We start from the raw sequence: 16,021 nt of genomic DNA, 5'->3' as shown, positions 1-16,021 counted from the left end.
GTCGTGGTTAATTGTCCGCCTGGCTGTGTCCCCTGATATAATACCGGACTCATATTAGCACGTGCTGCATAAATAGCTGCTGTATAGCCCGCTGGACCTGAACCGATTATTAAGCACTTTACTCTTTCTATTGTATCTGACATAATTACTAGTAAATTTAATTAAAACAAAAGTAGAATTTTTAACAGAAACCTTACACTAAAGTTATCAAAAGATATTATTCGTGCATAATTAGTTATTATGTAAATTCATTTTCATCTGTTTTTTTTGTAAATTGTTGTTAACTGAATACTAACACAATAAGACAATTATGAAACCAATCCTATTACTTTTATGCACTGCATTTTTACTATCCTGCAATTATGAACCTAAGGCAGAACCATCAAACGATCTCGATTTAAAAGGGACCTGGAAAATGATAAGTTATCTAAATTATAGCGTTGATGGCTCAGTAGATACCATAATGACTTCTGAAAATTTCATACAAATGAAAATGTTTTCTGAGAAAAAATTTATGTGGAATAGGTTTACATCTTACGATACAGCCGAATGGTTTGGTAGTGGAAATTACACTTTTAAAAATGACACCTTGGCTGAACATACAGAATATGGTTCAGAGGCCTTGCTTTCTGTTTTAGAAAAAGACAGCATACATAGGTTAAGCATAGACTTTATAAATGAAGACTCCTATATGCAAACCGAAAAAGACAGTTTAGGAAACCCTATATATGGTGAAATTTACCGCAGAATTAAATAATTTTTTCACCCTAAATTTTAAAATCCATTTATCGTAGATTAAGGCTTTAAAACAGTTTAAACAAAAAAAGGCTGAACACAAGTTCAACCTTTTTTAAAGAACATTTTACATTTATTTTCTAACAGATTTAATTATTTCTAAAGCAGCTTTAACGTCTTGCTCTAATTTTGCATAATCCTTGTTAGCTATTATCTCTTTTGAGATTAATTGTGACCCCATGCCAACACAAGTTACACCAGCATCAAACCAACCTTTTAAATTTTCCTCTGTAGGAGAAACACCTCCTGTTGGCATAATGCTTGTCCAGGGTTGAGGCCCTTTAATGCCTTTCACAAATTTAGGTCCGTATAAATCACCTGGAAATAATTTTACAATTTCACAGCCTAATTCTTCTGCTCTGGCGATTTCTGTTAAACTTCCGCAACCTGGTGACCATAGTACCTTTTTTCTGTTACAGGCTATGGCAATATCTTCTCTTAAAACAGGAGTCACTATAAAATTTGCTCCTAGTGCCATATATAATGAAGCTGCTGCCGCATCGGTAACAGAACCTACTCCCATAATCATGCCTGGAAGTTCTTTAATGGCGTATTTTGTTAATTCGCCAAAAACCTCGTGAGCAAAATCTCCACGAGCGGTAAATTCTAACAATCGTGCACCACCATCGTAACAGGCTTTCAGTACTTTTTTACTTAGCTCTAAATCACTATTAAAGAATAACGGAATCATGCCCGTTTCTTTCATTGCCTGAGCCACTTCTAATCTTGTATATTGTGCCATTTTTTATATTTAAAATTTAACGTGCAACACGTCCAGAGGCATCTCCTCCCATTAATTTTTCAACTTCAGCAACTGTAACTAAGTTGGCATCACCTTTAATCGTGTGTTTTAAACAAGATGCTGCCACAGCAAAATCTAATGCGTTCTGATCGTCTTCTGGATATTTTAATAAACCATAAATTAAACCACCCATAAACGAATCACCTCCACCTACTCTATCAACAATATCGGTAATTTGATACTGACGTGTTTCATACATTTTCTTACCATCATATAAAACACCTGCCCATGTGTTATGTGAAGCAGATATAGAACCTCTTAGTGTTGTGATTACTTTTTTTGCTCTTGGGAATTTTTCCATCATTTGTTTACAAACCGATAAGAATGCTTCGGCCTTTACATCATGCCCTTGTGTTTGAACAGTTAAACCTTCAGGCTTAATCCCGAAGTGCATTTCAGCATCTTCTTCATTACCTAAAACAATATCACAGTAAGAAGTTAATTCTGTCATTACTGCTTCACGATGTGCGTCATCGCAATATTTCCATAGTTTAGCACGGTAGTTTAAGTCGGTTGAAATTGTTATACCTTTGGCACTTGCAGCTTTTACAGCTTCTAAACATGCATCGGCGGCACCTTGAGAAATAGCAGGCGTAATTCCTGTCCAATGGAACCATTCAACTCCGTCGAACACCTTATCCCAATCAATCATACCGGCTTCAATCTCTGCCATTGCAGAATGTGCCCTGTCGTACACCACTTTACTTCCTCTTGAAACAGCCCCTGTTTCAAGAAAATAAATTCCTAAACGGTCACCTCCCCAAATAATTTTATCCACATTAACACCACGTTTGCGCATTTCCATCATGGCACATTCTCCAATATCATTTTTTGGTAAACGGGTTACAAAATCCACAGAAACACCATAGTTGGCCAACGATACCGCGACATTAGACTCTCCTCCACCATAAACAACATCGAAATTATCAGCCTGCGAAAATCGCTTAAATCCTTGAGGTGCTAAACGAAGCATAATCTCACCAAAAGTTACAACTTTACTCATTTTTCTTAATAATTATAAATTAGTTTTAAATTTAGTTAAACGTTTAAGCAGATTTGAGAAAAAAAAATTTACTTGCATAAAGGACTTCTTTTTTTGATTATAAGAAGTAATACAGTAAATTTGCTTAAACGATTAAGCAAATATATAAAAAAATTGACCAAGACAAAAAAAACTACCATAAAAGACATTGCCAATGTTTTAAACATTTCTCCGGCTGCGGTATCAAAAGCACTACACGACGATTCTCGTATAAGTGACAAAACAAAAGCTGCTGTAAAAACTGTGGCTAAAAAGTTAAACTACCAACCAAACCATTTGGCCAGTGCGCTGCGTCGAGGGAAAAGTAATTTAGTAGGTTTAATCGTTCCAAGAACAAATAGTAACTTTTTTTCTTCTGTAGTGCAAAACATAGAAGAGGTTCTCAATAAAAAAGGATACAATATTATAATTACCCAAAGTAACGAATCGTTTACGAAAGAATGTAGTAATATCGACACCTTACTTTTTACGCAAGTAGACGGCATTATTGCTTCAATGGCCAATGAAACCATTGATTTGGATTATTTCGAAAAAATAAAATCAAAAGGTATTCCGCTTATTTTATTTGACCGTGGTGAAAATGACTTAAATGTAGATTATGTGGGTATTAATGATTACGACAGTAGTCATATGATCATTGAACATTTAGTCGATCAAGGTTGTAAACGAATCGCACACATAGGAGGCTACAGACATACGCGTATTTTTAATAACAGGGTAAAAGGTTATATAGATGCTATTAACAAACACAACCTTCCTCTTGAAGACGAATTACTTATTGAAAGTAGCTTAACTATTGAAGACGGCAGGGAAAAAATGGAACAGCTTTTAGCTCTTGAAAACCGCCCGGATGCCGTTTATGTAGCCGCAGATTATGCAGCTTTAGGAGCATTACAGGTTTTAGAGGAACATCAAATTCGAGTTCCCCAAGACATTGCTTTAGTAGGTTTTGGAAATGAACCTTTTACCGCTTTGGTTTCTCCATCAATTACCACTATAAACCAGCATAGTGCAGAAATTGGTAAGCAAGCCGCCTTAACGTTTCTAGAACGCGTAAAAACACCTGGAGCTAAACAAACCTTAAATAAAATAATTTTCGAAGCCGAACTAATAGTTAGAGATTCTTCAAATAAAAAAGGATAATTTTTTAAATTTCAATTAAATTTACCTTACAAAATCCTGACGCATAGGATTAAATACGTCGATTAAAACTCCGGATTTTTTGCATACTGTTCCATGCATTATATGCGGAGGAATATATAGAGCATCTCCTGCCTTTACAAGTTTCACCTCATCACCTACTGTAAATTCAAACTCACCACTTATAATGTATGTTACCTGAACATGAGAATGCTTGTGCATGGCTCCTGTTGCGCCTGTATTAAAACTAACATTGACCATCATTATATTATCGTCATACCCCAAAATTTTTCGTTTTATTCCTTCGCCCAGGTCTTCCCATTCGATATGGCTATCTATTAAAAAAATGCTACTAGAACTCGGTGTTTTCATCATTAACGCTTTAAAGTTTAAACAAATATAGACTACTGCGTCAATTGTTTGATTAAATATTCTAAATAAAATAGGACTCTATTTAAACATAAACCAAATTAATAGTTGTCTCAAATAAACCTTACCTATTAAACTACTACTTTATGATTCCCTTTTTTTTTAGATTATAATAATCAAAAAAAGGCTGTGCTAAATGCACAACCTTTTTACGAGGTAAAAATCTTTTATTTTATTCTGTTGAGATTACCAAAATATACAATATAATACTGAAACTATAATGATTACAACAAACGAACCAATATTAAATAATGGTGTTGTTTTAAATAACTCTTTAGAAACAGGAATACCTTTCTCGTCATCGGCACCTTTGTTTTGCAGATAACTCATTAAAATGATAATTAACATGGTAAGTACCGCAGTTAATCCCATTTGATGCATCCAAGGTTCCAATGCAGGAATTGGAAGGAATTTAAGAGCTAATGCGATTGGAATAGAAAGTAATGCCCCCCAGATAGCCGCATTATTGGTTGTTTTCTTCCAAAATAATCCCAATATAAAGACTGCTAAAATACCAGGACTAACAATACCGGTCCATTCTTGTATAAATTGAAACGCCTGATCGATACCTCCTAATAATGGCGCCATAACAACCGCAATAATTAATGCTACAGCAGCAGAAATACGCCCAACATTTACCGTCATCTTATCGTTAGCCGTCTTATTAATATACTGCTTATAAATATCCATTGTAAAAATGGTAGACGTCGAATTTAACATGGATGCTAACGAAGAAACAATAGCAGCAGCCAAAGCCGCAAATGCCACTCCTTTTAGACCTACAGGTAAAAACTGCAACAACCATGGGTAAGCTTTATCGGCTTGCTCGGCACTTGGTAAACTCATTTGACCTGCTTCACCTAGACTTGCCATTATAGATGGATCGTTAACAATAACATACGCAGCAATACCTGGAACTACTACTATAAGCGGAATGATAATTTTTAGAAATGCCGCTAATAAAATTCCTTTTTGTGATTCTTTTAAAGATTTAGCAGCTAATGTTCTTTGTATGATATATTGGTTAAAGCCCCAATAATAAATATTTGCAACCCATAGACCTCCTAATAACACCCATATACCTGGTAAGTCGAGATAATTAGAATTACTACTGCCATCGGCATTAAATTCATCTAAAATCATATGAAATTTTTCTGGAGCTGCTTCAACCACCTTATTAAATCCGGCTAAAACCCCCTGTCCATCTGAAACTGTATTTAAAGCTAAGTAAGTTGTTGCTAAACCACCAAGCACTAAAAACACCACTTGAATTACATCGGTCCATGCCACTGCCGATAAACCTCCGTACAATGAATAGGCTGCCGCAAACAAAGCTAAACAGATTATAGCATACATCATATCTACACCCATAATGGTTTCAATTGCCAAACCACCTAAGTATAAAACCGAAGCTAAGTTAACAAATACATATAAGGCAATCCAAAACACCGCCAAAATGGTTTTCAAGTTTGTTGAAAAACGCTTTTCAACAAACTCTGGAATAGTGTAAAGTCCCTTTTCAATAAAAATGGGTAGAAAATATTTACCAACAATAATTAACGTTATAGCTGCCATCCATTCGTAAGAAGCTATAGCTAAACCAAGTGCAAAACCTGAGCCCGACATTCCAATAAATTGTTCAGCAGAAATATTTGCTGCAATTAAAGAGGTTCCGATAGCCCACCATGGTAAAGATTTACTTGCTAAAAAATAATCTTCAGCGTTTTTCTCGTGTCCAGATTTGTCTCTCGACATCCATAAACCGACACCGAGAATTAACAGGGCATATGCAATAAACACGGCATAATCCCAAAAATGAAATCCATTAGTCATAATTTAATTTTAGTTATTTATTCAATTTAGTTTTAATTTGTTTTTTTAGGTTGCAAACGCCTAAAATATAAAATACTTTCTTAATGCCTTAAAATTCACGTTTACCAAATTCACTTTCAATAAACTTAGCCTTATTTTTCACCTTGTTAAAGGTGTAGGTTAAGTTTAAAGTAACAACATCGACCTCGTATACATAATTGGTATAGGTGTAAAACTCATTAGCCCGAGTCGTGGCAATACTTTGTTCATTGGAGTTTAATATTCCCATATCAATATTCTGCCATTGTAAGGTGAGATTTAATTTATTATCTAAAAAGCTTTTCTTTAATGTTAAATTTGGTGAATAAAACCTTGAATCTTCACCTTGTGCTGTATTCGTTTCAGATAAATAATTGAAGGTAAATTGTGCTGTTGCATTTTTCCAGAATGCATACGTCGAATTTACATTGAAGGAATAAATAGTATTGTTACTATTTACATCATAAGTTCGTGTTACACCATCGCGATGCCTGAATACAAACTCTCCATTTATATCGTAATTGTAAATATTTGCGCCAACAAAATTACTCCAGTTTTTTGTGGCCTTAAATTGTGCTCCTAACTCCAAGCCATATGCTTTACTTTTTCCCACATTAGAATACACGCGATTTAAAATACTGTCAATTACAGCGCCATTACTCTCATATGCCAATGTATTTACACGGTTAATAACATTATCTGTTTTTCGGTAATAAGCAGTTGCATAAATAGAGTTTTTATTATCGAAATCCTTAGTTACCCCCAATTCTACCAAATCGATAAACTCGGGCAGCAAGCGATTATCTCCCTGCTCAAATACTTCTGAATGCTCACGTTCAGCAAAACTATTCATTTTAAAAGTTGTTGTGCGCTCTATACGTTTGCTATATGCTGCTTTTAAATTGGTATCCTCATTAATAGCGTATTGTAATGATGCTGAAGGAAATAATTTCACAAAATCATAGGTGTACTCATTAGGAGCTGTATCACTCAATAAAGCTTCGGTATAATTTCTATCCATTGATTCCAATCGAGCTCCAGCCGAATAATCCCAATCTCCAGAATTTCCTGTTAACTGCGCATACCCAGAATGAATAACTCTTTTCAATTCTATGTTACTAGAAAATTCAGGGACCACAATACCATCACGTTCATAAACAAAATCACCCTTATGATCTAATTCTCTAAACTGATAGCCTGTTTCTAGAACGCCAAAAGTAAACGGTTTCCATTTATAGTCTATATTTACTCTTACCCCGTGTAAGGGGTTATCGTTTGTATTATATTCTTGTTGATATATTTCATTATATGCTGGCGTATCAACATTATCGTTATAGGTTGGTCCGCCTAAAAAAGTATATTCATATAAAGCTGACGTCTTTAAATTAGATTCATTATTAAATGTGTGACTATAATCGAAACTACCCAAAACAAAATCACCTTTTCGTGTTCTTAAATTATGGTTATAATATGAAAACGTATATAGTCTGTTTTCACTTCCAATAGGAGAAACTGCATGATTATCATAATAGGTAATATCGGCCAAACGGTCTTTGGTATGCTCTCCTGCGAAAAACCCTAAAGAGAACTCATTCTTTTCATCGGGAGTAAAATCTACAGAAAATCGTCCGTTAAAATTAATATCATCAAAGCTACGCTCTCCGTCAGATGGCATAAAGCTTTGCTTATTTTCATTTTCATTAACAATCCACAGCTGACCTTCGCGTCTACCTGTTTTATCATTTCTTTGATAACTTGCCCCTAAAGACAAATTCCACTTATCGGTTTTATTATTTACCGTAGCATCTATACCATATCGTCTTGCTGGTTCTTGTGTATCATATGGCTCTATAGAAGGGAATCCGCCTCGTACTCCAACTTGTACATAAGTACCATTTGTAGCACCTTTTTTGGTAATAACGTTTAAAATACCGCCTTTTCCTTCCGGATCATATTTTGCCGATGGTGCTGTAATTAATTCAACGCGCTCGATCGTATTTGCTGGTAATTGACCAAGAACCATTTGTGCATCACCTTGGACTGGTTTTCCATTAATTAATACGGCGAAACCTTTACTTCCCCTGAGGCTAATTTCGCCTAAACCATCCATACTCACCGATGGCAGGTTTCTTATAACATCGGTAGCTGTACCGCCTTGACTAGACTGAAAACTTTTTGAATCGAAAACCTGACGATCTATTTTATTAATAACGGTTGATCGTTCGGCTCTAATTTCAATTTCATTGAGCTGATTTCCTAAAACTAACTGTATATCACCTAAGTTGACTTGCTTAGTACCTTTTGTAATTTCAATATTAGAAATTGTTTTAGTTTGATACCCTACAAAGGATGCTTCGATGTAATAAAGTCCTCGTTTTATTTTTTCAATTTTAAAAGTACCATCCTCTTTACTTATTACTCCAGTAACTAAAGATTTATCGTCTTGATCATACAAGGCTATAGTAGCGTATTCTAAAGGAAAATTTTCCGTTTCATCTTGTACCTTACCAATAATTTGAGCATTTAAAACACTGAAGGTAAACAAGGTAAAAACTAACCTCAAAGCATTTAATTTCATATATAAAAAAAAGCTTATTTATTATTAAAATCGGGGTGCAAGATAATCAATTACATTTTATATTAAATGTAAAAAACACATTTAATTAAACTACACATAAACACCTGAACACAAACACCTTAAAGAACCACGCTTCAAATAACAAAAACTATTAGCAACTATAAAACAAAGTAAAAACGATTAAAAACTGCAAATAATACCATTTTAAAATCTTATTAAACTAATTACTATATCAAATATTGCTTAAAGTAAACTAAAATTTCAAGACAGCATTAGTTTACTCCCCAACTTTATAGAAAAGAATATGGAAGATTAAAAGACAAATGAATATTCTTAAAATGAAAAAATCCCTTTAAGATTAACTTAAAGGGATGACACTAATAAAGTAAAAGGTAAATTATTTCTTTGAAGCCTCTAAAGACACTTTACGAAATTCCTTCATTAACTTAGTCATTTCTAAAGTTGCTTTGCGCGCTCTTGTTCCTGCAGCTTTATTTCCGCTTTCTAATTGCGCATTGGCGTCTTTTGCAAATCCCTCGAATTGTTCTGTAATTTGTTCTATAAGTTCTTTCATGAATTCAATAATTTAATTTAATGCTAGCGAAAATAGGATAATTATTTAAAAGCAGTAAAATCTTTAGCATAAAATTTTGACAGAAATTAAATCTGAATAAACTTGAAAACTTTTTACTTTAATGCATTCCTATATACGAATTTTATAAAACACTATAATTTAAGAAAGTACAAAGCACGCATTGTATTTTTAATAGAATAAGAAATAGATAGATTATGATTCAAATGTAGAATAAAAAAGCTCCACTATTTCTAGTGAAGCTTTTGTGACCACGCCAGATTCCGAACCTTGTACTAAATAGAACGCCAAAGCCCCATAAATAAAAGGTTAATAGTATAATAGCCTCTATTTATGTTATATTAGGTATCAATACATAACACAATTGCTGTGCAAATGTCGTGCAAACCAAATATCAATTTCTAGACATTTTAAATATTTTTATTGAATTTTATTTATCTACAGCCACCTGTTAAAGAAAGAAAACATTTACATATATTTATTACTTTTATTCAACTAATAACAAATAAAAATGGCTATATCAAGATATTCGGATACAACTAATTTAAAAATAGTATACTACTTAGGGGCTGGAGCAAGTTATAATGCCGTACCAATTCAAGAAAAACTTGGAAATGGAATGATAGAAGCCTCTAATCAGATTAAAACAATAATCGGAAATACAGATGTAATAAATCAGGATAAATACCAAAGATTAAAACATGAAGCTAACAAACTAAATGAAGTTGCAGAAGATTTATACTATTTCGGACTAAAAGCAACGGAGTTCGGATCTCTAGATATATATGCACGAAGACTATATTTACTTGGATTAATTGATGAGTTAGACCGATTAAAATTCACAGCTAGCACTTTTTTTACTTTTTGGGAAAACTTACTTTTCAAAGGCCAGCCTATGGACAGAGATAAAAGACAATATTATTCAAATATAGATAAACGTTATTTGAGTTTATTATCAGTTTTGCTAGAACCTACACAAGGCGGCAATCCCAAATTAAATGAAAATGTCACATTCATTAGTTGGAATTACGATTTACAATTAGAAAAAGCTTATCAAACTTTTATGAGGGATAAGGAAAGTGATTTTATTAATGTAAATAAATCTTTTAATTTTCTGAATACAGACTATCCTGGAGTCAAAAGAGATATTATTCATTTAAACGGATTCAGTGGAGTATTTAAAGATGAAAGCAAACATTTTAGTGTATTATCGGATTCTCGAATCGACAAAAAGGAAGATTTTTTATTAGACATTCTTGATAATGTGAATGATTTCAGAGATCATAAATCAATGTATAGGAATTATATAAATTATGCTTGGGAGAATAATAAAAATAGAGATGCTGCAAAAAAAATTATGTCAGAAGCAGATGTACTCGTTATAATAGGATATTCCTTTCCTGCTTTTAACAGAAGAATCGATACTGACTTAATAGATTCTTTTAGAGGAGGTAAAGGTTTAACAGAAGTAATTTATCAAGACCCTGCAGCAAGTGACGATATTATGAATTCCTTTTTTGGTTCAAACAACAATAGCGTCACTATAAATAGAGATATCCCAAAACAATTCTACATACCTCATGAGTTCTTAAATCCAAAATCAGCAGAAAAAATGGTCTTCTAACTTAATATTTGCATGTAACGAATTAACTTTAGTTAACCTTTTTTAGTCTGTAGTGATATTTTGGGAAGTGAATTTGATATAAAAAATAATAAGATGAATGAAACGGCAGATTGAATTAACCAAATCAATTTGGTTAAGTTTGAATTAGGTATTAATTCAGAAAATTTAAAAAGTGATACAGAAGCAAGCCAAAAATCAATAAAACCAATTTCTTCATAAACATCATTATAACGATTTATAAAATTCTTATAATTTTGACTATACTTTTTAAGATGACTTTCTAAAGTTTTACTATCCCCAATATCATACTTTAATCTAATTTTAAGATTATTTTTATAAAGCACTAAATATAAACCTTGAGTATGAATACCACCTCCGGACATAGGTCCAGGTTTTAAACTTAAATAATCAGACTTAGATTTTATTACAGTGCCATCAAATCTATTTGTTGTAATACTATCTAGATAATTTAATTTTTTAAAATAAAAATAGTCATTAGCACCTAAAACAAGACTATCCTCTAATCTTAAAGCTTTATCAACTATTTTATGTTTAACTTCTGAAAACATCTTATCATGCTTTTCTTGTTCCAGCCTATACTCTACAGAATCTGTAAAATAATCAGATTTATAATATAGGTTTAAATCATACTTATAGAACATAAAATGAATTAATGGAAATATCCAAATGGATAAATACAAAAGGACTAAAAGAATATAATACCCTTTCTTCTCTAAATTCCCTCCTACGAGTAAATGGGAAATGACAAAATAGAATATAGCTGCTCCAAGAAAAGATAAAACAGAATCTTTTGAAGTACCACTAAAGAACACTAGAATCAAAACTATAGTAAGTAAAACTATGTTTATTAATCTGATTTTATTCAAAAGCCTAATGATTATCTGAGATTTAATTTATTAATTAAATCAAATTTATAATATTTTTCTTAAATCAAAATTGATAATAAATGACAAGCTATTTAAAAATTAACTAATTTCGGTAATGTTACAAATTGATACATTAAAGTTAGGATTCATTTAAAATAGTATAAAATTCTAAAAATAAGAATGTTAAGACAGTTTAATTGCTGTGCAAATGTTGTGCAGATGTTGTGCAAACAGGAGTAAATATAAGCATAAAACCCTGAAAATCAATGATTTACAGGGTTCTTATAGTGACCACGCCAGGATTCAAACCTGGAACCTCTTGAGCCGTAATCAAGTGCGCTATTCAGTTGCGCCACGTGGCCGTTTTTTGTGGGTGCAAATATAGAACTTTTATTAAATCTTATGCAAATAATTTTAAATTATTTTTAGTTTTTTTTCCTTCAAAAGCAATAAGCTACTAACAATTAATACGTTATTAAAAGAGCTACAATTCACTTGGTAACATTTATTACATTATTAAACTACACTTCTCTTAACTTTGCAATAAAAATTAAATAAATGGATTATATTTTAAGCCCTTGGCCATGGTATGTATCTGGCCCTCTTATTGCCTTAGTAATGGCATTACTTTTATATTTTGGAAAGACCTTTGGTATGTCGTCTAACCTAAGAACCATGTGTTCTATTATGGGTGCTGATAAATTCTCTGATTTTTTCAAATTTGATTGGAAAAGTCAAATGTGGAATTTAACCGTAGTATTAGGCGCTATTATTGGAGGTTTTATTGCCACTCATTATTTATCGGACAACAGTGTAATTGATTTAAATCCACAAACCGTTGCAGAATTACAACAAATGGGGTTTGAGAATGCTGGTGCTACACTTGTTCCAAACGAGATGTTTAGCCTTGAAGCAGTTTCTTCAGTGAAAGGACTTTTACTTTTAATTATTGGGGGTCTTCTTGTTGGTTTTGGAACACGCTACGCTGGTGGTTGTACGTCTGGCCATGCCATTACCGGTTTAAGTAGTTTACAACTTCCGTCGTTAATAGCGGTGATTGGATTTTTTGTTGGAGGCTTAATAATGGCCAACCTAATTTTACCTTTAATTTTTTAATTTATGAAGTTTATAAAATTTTTATTAGTCGGTATATTTTTCGGAATTGTTTTAACAAAATCGGAAGCGGTATCTTGGTACAGAATCTATGAAATGTTTAGGTTTCAATCCTTTCATATGTATGGCATTATAGGCACGGCAATTGCTTCTGGTGTTCTATTTTTACAGCTAGCAAAACGTGGCACAATCAAATCGATAAAAGGTGCAGATATATTTGTTCCTAAAAAAGACAAAAGTATTGCCCGTTACATTATAGGAGGGACAATATTTGGATTAGGATGGGCATTAGTAGGAGCATGTCCTGGCCCAATGTATATTCTTTTAGGTGCAGGATATTACACCATTGCTATTGTTATAATAGCTGCTATTATCGGAACATTTATTTACGGAGTTGTGAAAAATAAACTCCCTCATTAAAAACATTTATACTATTTCTGCGCTTAAACCGGCATCAAGTAGCATGGAACAACGAGGTTTTAAATCGTCGTAAGCTCCTGTTTTAACAGTACATTTTCCATTGTAATGAACAATAATAGAACATTGTTCTGCTTGTTCTGCGGTATGTTCGCAGGCATAGATTAGTGTTTCAATAACATGGTCGAAGGTATTAACGTCGTCGTTATACAAAACAATTTCGTTTTGCGTTAATACCTCTTCTTCCAACAATAATTCTTCTGAAACTTCTTCTCTAGTACTCATACATAAAGGTTTTACTCATTTTAAAAGTTAATTACGGCAACTTAACACATCAAAAAAAGCTAAGTAGCTCGTTATTAACACATAATAACACTGCTAATTTAAAAATTTTAGAGCAACCCATTGGTTTCTCTCAAATTTTTCAACAAATTTTAACATTAAATTTTCACATTCTTCCCGAATTACAGGAATATCATCATTGTAAAAGCCACTTAAAAATAAGATTCCGTTTTCATTTAAACACGACACATAGGTAGCCATATCCTGCAATAAAATATTACGATTTATATTAGCTATGATAATATCATACTTTTTACCAGTTAAAACACTGGCATCGCCTTCTATTACCGTTATATTCTGACACTGATTACGCTCAACATTTTCTAAACTATTTACATAACACCAGTTATCGTAATCGACCGCATCGATAGGTTTCGCGCCTTTCATTTCTGCCAGAATAGCTAAAACACCGGTACCGCAACCCATATCAAGTACCGATTTATTTTCAAAGTCATTGTTTAAAATATGCTGAATCATCATGTGAGTAGTTTCATGATGACCTGTACCAAAACTCATTTTAGGTTCTATAATGATATCGTATGTAGTATCTGGTTTTTCATGAAATGGCGCACGTACAGAACACACATCATCAACCACAATAGGACTAAAGTTTTTCTCCCATTCTTCATTCCAGTTGGTTTGCTCTATTTCACTAAACGTGTAGTCTATTTCAAATTGGTCAGAATTTAAAATCTGAACATCGTTTAAAACATGCTCATTCCACTCCTCCTTTTGGATATATGCTGTAACTCCAGTTTCAGTTTCTACAAAGCTTTCAAAGCCGGCATACCCCAATTCGGCAATTAAAATTTCTACTGCTGGCTGTAGGGGTGTTACGGTAAATTCGTATCCTATATAGATGATATTTGACATGATATTATTTATATTAAAACCTCATGAATTCTTAAAACTCATGAGGTTAATTATTACTCATCTTAAATCAATCTTATTCGCTTATTAACTGATTATAAAGATATTTACTATAATTTATATATTGAAACTTGTTAAAGCAGAATATTTAAATTAAAATGCATTTACAATGGCAAAGAAATCTTCAGCTTTCAAAGAGGCGCCACCAATTAACCCACCATCTACATCTGGTTTAGAAAATATTTCCTGAGCATTGTTTGGTTTTACACTACCTCCGTAAAGTATAGAAACTGAATCAGCTACTTCTTCTCCATATTGATTAGCTAACGTTTTTCTAATAAAAGCATGCATATCCTGAGCTTGCTCCGGACTAGCTGTTTCGCCTGTACCTATTGCCCATACTGGTTCGTACGCTAAAACAATATTGTTAAACGCCGAAGCTTCTAAATGAAATAAGGCATTTTTAATTTGGCTTTCAACTACATTTTCGTGATTTTCTGATTTTCTATCGGCTAATTCTTCACCAAAACAAAAAATAACACGCATATTATTTTCTAGGGCGGCATCTACCTTTTTAGCCAACATCTCGTCGGTTTCGTTAAAATATTCGCGACGCTCACTGTGACCTAGTATTACAGTTTGAACACCTACGCTTTTAAGCATAGCTGCACTAACCTCTCCCGTGTAAGCGCCATTTGCAGCGAAGTGCATATTTTGAGCAACTACCTCAATACCTGTTCCTTTTAAACTATTGTACGCCGAAAATAAATTTGTGGCTGTTGGAGCCACCATAACTTCGGCATTTGACGTTTTTGTTTGTCCTTTTAAACTTGTTATTAACGATTCGGTTTCACTTAAATCGTTGTTCATTTTCCAATTTCCTGCTACAATTTGTGCTCTCATGTTCGTGTAACCCTGTTTAACTGAAGGGATTTTTTTATTATTAGTTAGTTATAAAAATTCTTTAATGCGTTGGTCGTCGGCCTCAATGGCTCTAAAAAGTTGAATTTTTCCTTTCTTATCGACCACCATGTATCGTGGAATCCAATCTAAATCGGCAAAGGCACCAAAAGGTCCTTTTCTTCCTGATAACATATAATAGTGTTCTCCTGTTACGTTATATTTATTAATTCCTCGCTTCCAGGCATCTTGCCCCCTATCCAACGATAAAAATAAATAAATGACATCATCATAATCCGATTGCAACTGCTTTACTTTAGGCATACCTTCTAAACAATCACGACACCAAGATGCCCAAACATCCATAACTATTGTTTTTCCTTTATATTTTTTAAGGATGTCTTTAAATTTTAAGGTCTCACCATCTAAACCAATTAACGTATCGTTTAAAGCTTCTTTGGAAAATTTTGTTGGATTTTCCTGAGCTGTACAACTCATCATATTGATGCAAAAAACAATACTTAATATAAATAATCTCATAATTTAAATTTTCATTGCAATTTTATACTCCTACTAAAACTTAATCACCTAAACTCTAGGCTATGTTTTAATTTCCTATCCCTATTTGTTCCTCATAAC

The 16,021-nt window shown here is 33.0% G+C and carries 17 protein-coding genes and 1 tRNA gene; 5 read left to right on the top strand and 13 right to left on the bottom strand.

Annotation, left to right across the window (positions count from 1 at the left end):
* Positions 1 to 143, bottom strand: a 143-nt coding sequence (locus tag ICJ83_RS13850; RefSeq protein WP_188230998.1) for an FAD-dependent oxidoreductase, incomplete at its 3' end; no start/stop codon positions are given.
* A 167-nt stretch (positions 144 to 310) separates the two neighbouring features.
* On the opposite strand from ICJ83_RS13850, the gene ICJ83_RS13845 reads away from it, so the two are divergent.
* Complete coding sequence (locus tag ICJ83_RS13845; protein WP_188230997.1) at positions 311 to 757, top strand: hypothetical protein; 447 nt, start codon at positions 311 to 313, stop codon at positions 755 to 757.
* A 111-nt stretch (positions 758 to 868) separates the two neighbouring features.
* On the opposite strand, the gene ICJ83_RS13840 is transcribed toward ICJ83_RS13845, so the two are convergent.
* Positions 869 to 1,537, bottom strand: a complete 669-nt coding sequence (locus ICJ83_RS13840) for a bifunctional 4-hydroxy-2-oxoglutarate aldolase/2-dehydro-3-deoxy-phosphogluconate aldolase (protein WP_188230996.1) — start codon at positions 1,535 to 1,537, stop codon at positions 869 to 871.
* Positions 1,538 to 1,553: 16 nt separating this feature from the next.
* A complete protein-coding gene (locus ICJ83_RS13835) occupies positions 1,554 to 2,600 on the bottom strand; it encodes a sugar kinase (protein WP_188230995.1) in 1,047 nt (348 codons plus the stop codon).
* Positions 2,601 to 2,753: 153 nt separating this feature from the next.
* Between ICJ83_RS13835 and ICJ83_RS13830 the strand changes: the two genes are divergently transcribed.
* A complete protein-coding gene (locus ICJ83_RS13830; protein ID WP_188230994.1) occupies positions 2,754 to 3,782 on the top strand; it encodes a LacI family DNA-binding transcriptional regulator in 1,029 nt (342 codons plus the stop codon).
* Between the two features lie 21 nt (positions 3,783 to 3,803).
* Here the strand turns inward: ICJ83_RS13830 and ICJ83_RS13825 are convergent, their stop codons facing one another.
* From ICJ83_RS13825 to ICJ83_RS13810, 4 genes are all read right to left on the bottom strand, one after another.
* A complete protein-coding gene (locus ICJ83_RS13825; RefSeq protein ID WP_317173295.1) occupies positions 3,804 to 4,154 on the bottom strand; it encodes a cupin domain-containing protein in 351 nt (116 codons plus the stop codon).
* Between the two features lie 240 nt (positions 4,155 to 4,394).
* Positions 4,395 to 6,041: a sodium/sugar symporter gene (locus tag ICJ83_RS13820; protein WP_188230993.1), complete on the bottom strand. Its 1,647-nt coding sequence runs from the start codon at positions 6,039 to 6,041 to the stop codon at positions 4,395 to 4,397.
* Between the two features lie 88 nt (positions 6,042 to 6,129).
* Positions 6,130 to 8,622, bottom strand: coding sequence for an outer membrane beta-barrel protein (locus tag ICJ83_RS13815; protein WP_223154780.1), 2,493 nt, complete (start codon positions 8,620 to 8,622; stop codon positions 6,130 to 6,132).
* 412 nt (positions 8,623 to 9,034) lie between these two features.
* Positions 9,035 to 9,211: a histone H1 gene (locus tag ICJ83_RS13810; protein ID WP_188230991.1), complete on the bottom strand. Its 177-nt coding sequence runs from the start codon at positions 9,209 to 9,211 to the stop codon at positions 9,035 to 9,037.
* A 529-nt stretch (positions 9,212 to 9,740) separates the two neighbouring features.
* Between ICJ83_RS13810 and ICJ83_RS13805 the strand changes: the two genes are divergently transcribed.
* The gene (locus ICJ83_RS13805; protein ID WP_188230990.1) at positions 9,741 to 10,853 is read left to right on the top strand and encodes a hypothetical protein; all 1,113 of its coding nucleotides are present in this window, start codon (positions 9,741 to 9,743) and stop codon (positions 10,851 to 10,853) included.
* A 32-nt stretch (positions 10,854 to 10,885) separates the two neighbouring features.
* Here the strand turns inward: ICJ83_RS13805 and ICJ83_RS13800 are convergent, their stop codons facing one another.
* Together ICJ83_RS13800 and ICJ83_RS13795 are read right to left on the bottom strand one after the other, a co-directional pair.
* Positions 10,886 to 11,740, bottom strand: coding sequence for a hypothetical protein (locus ICJ83_RS13800; RefSeq protein ID WP_188230989.1), 855 nt, complete (start codon positions 11,738 to 11,740; stop codon positions 10,886 to 10,888).
* A gap of 288 nt (positions 11,741 to 12,028) precedes the next feature.
* Positions 12,029 to 12,102 (bottom strand) — tRNA-Arg (locus ICJ83_RS13795).
* Between the two features lie 196 nt (positions 12,103 to 12,298).
* Here ICJ83_RS13795 and ICJ83_RS13790 point away from each other — a divergent pair.
* Positions 12,299 to 12,856: a YeeE/YedE family protein gene (locus ICJ83_RS13790; protein ID WP_188230988.1), complete on the top strand. Its 558-nt coding sequence runs from the start codon at positions 12,299 to 12,301 to the stop codon at positions 12,854 to 12,856.
* Positions 12,857 to 12,859: 3 nt separating this feature from the next.
* The gene (locus ICJ83_RS13785) at positions 12,860 to 13,273 is read left to right on the top strand and encodes a DUF6691 family protein (RefSeq protein ID WP_188230987.1); all 414 of its coding nucleotides are present in this window, start codon (positions 12,860 to 12,862) and stop codon (positions 13,271 to 13,273) included.
* Positions 13,274 to 13,279: 6 nt separating this feature from the next.
* On the opposite strand, the gene ICJ83_RS13780 is transcribed toward ICJ83_RS13785, so the two are convergent.
* The 4 genes from ICJ83_RS13780 to ICJ83_RS13765 form a co-directional block, all read right to left on the bottom strand.
* Entirely contained in the window at positions 13,280 to 13,555 is a 276-nt protein-coding gene (locus ICJ83_RS13780) for an ATP-dependent Clp protease adaptor ClpS (RefSeq protein WP_188230986.1), read from the bottom strand.
* Between the two features lie 93 nt (positions 13,556 to 13,648).
* Entirely contained in the window at positions 13,649 to 14,485 is an 837-nt protein-coding gene (prmA, locus tag ICJ83_RS13775) for a 50S ribosomal protein L11 methyltransferase (RefSeq protein ID WP_188230985.1), read from the bottom strand.
* Positions 14,486 to 14,635: 150 nt separating this feature from the next.
* Positions 14,636 to 15,385, bottom strand: a complete 750-nt coding sequence (gene tpiA, locus ICJ83_RS13770) for a triose-phosphate isomerase (RefSeq protein ID WP_188230984.1) — start codon at positions 15,383 to 15,385, stop codon at positions 14,636 to 14,638.
* A 48-nt stretch (positions 15,386 to 15,433) separates the two neighbouring features.
* The gene (locus tag ICJ83_RS13765) at positions 15,434 to 15,922 is read right to left on the bottom strand and encodes a TlpA family protein disulfide reductase (RefSeq protein WP_188230983.1); all 489 of its coding nucleotides are present in this window, start codon (positions 15,920 to 15,922) and stop codon (positions 15,434 to 15,436) included.
* Positions 15,923 to 16,021: the final 99 nt, after the last annotated feature.

The sequence above is a fragment of the Aestuariibaculum sediminum genome, assembly GCF_014596945.1.
Classification (GTDB): Bacteria; Bacteroidota; Bacteroidia; order Flavobacteriales; family Flavobacteriaceae; genus Aestuariibaculum; species Aestuariibaculum sediminum.
Note: the sequence above shows the minus strand (reverse complement) of the source record. Positions and strands in the feature narration are given on the sequence as shown.

Bases quoted from the DNA above. Each gene is read 5' to 3' on its own strand.
- ICJ83_RS13845 (WP_188230997.1), top strand. From the start codon at position 311: ATGAAACCAATCCTATTACTTTTATGCACTGCATTTTTACTATCCTGC.
- ICJ83_RS13840 (WP_188230996.1), bottom strand. From the start codon at position 1,537: ATGGCACAATATACAAGATTAGAAGTGGCTCAGGCAATGAAAGAAACG.
- ICJ83_RS13835 (WP_188230995.1), bottom strand. From the start codon at position 2,600: ATGAGTAAAGTTGTAACTTTTGGTGAGATTATGCTTCGTTTAGCACCT.
- ICJ83_RS13825 (WP_317173295.1), bottom strand. From the start codon at position 4,154: ATGATGAAAACACCGAGTTCTAGTAGCATTTTTTTAATAGATAGCCAT.
- ICJ83_RS13820 (WP_188230993.1), bottom strand. From the start codon at position 6,041: ATGACTAATGGATTTCATTTTTGGGATTATGCCGTGTTTATTGCATAT.
- ICJ83_RS13810 (WP_188230991.1), bottom strand. From the start codon at position 9,211: ATGAAAGAACTTATAGAACAAATTACAGAACAATTCGAGGGATTTGCA.
- ICJ83_RS13805 (WP_188230990.1), top strand. From the start codon at position 9,741: ATGGCTATATCAAGATATTCGGATACAACTAATTTAAAAATAGTATAC.
- ICJ83_RS13790 (WP_188230988.1), top strand. From the start codon at position 12,299: ATGGATTATATTTTAAGCCCTTGGCCATGGTATGTATCTGGCCCTCTT.
- ICJ83_RS13785 (WP_188230987.1), top strand. From the start codon at position 12,860: ATGAAGTTTATAAAATTTTTATTAGTCGGTATATTTTTCGGAATTGTT.
- ICJ83_RS13780 (WP_188230986.1), bottom strand. From the start codon at position 13,555: ATGAGTACTAGAGAAGAAGTTTCAGAAGAATTATTGTTGGAAGAAGAG.
- prmA (WP_188230985.1), bottom strand. From the start codon at position 14,485: ATGTCAAATATCATCTATATAGGATACGAATTTACCGTAACACCCCTA.
- tpiA (WP_188230984.1), bottom strand. From the start codon at position 15,385: ATGAGAGCACAAATTGTAGCAGGAAATTGGAAAATGAACAACGATTTA.
- ICJ83_RS13765 (WP_188230983.1), bottom strand. From the start codon at position 15,922: ATGAGATTATTTATATTAAGTATTGTTTTTTGCATCAATATGATGAGT.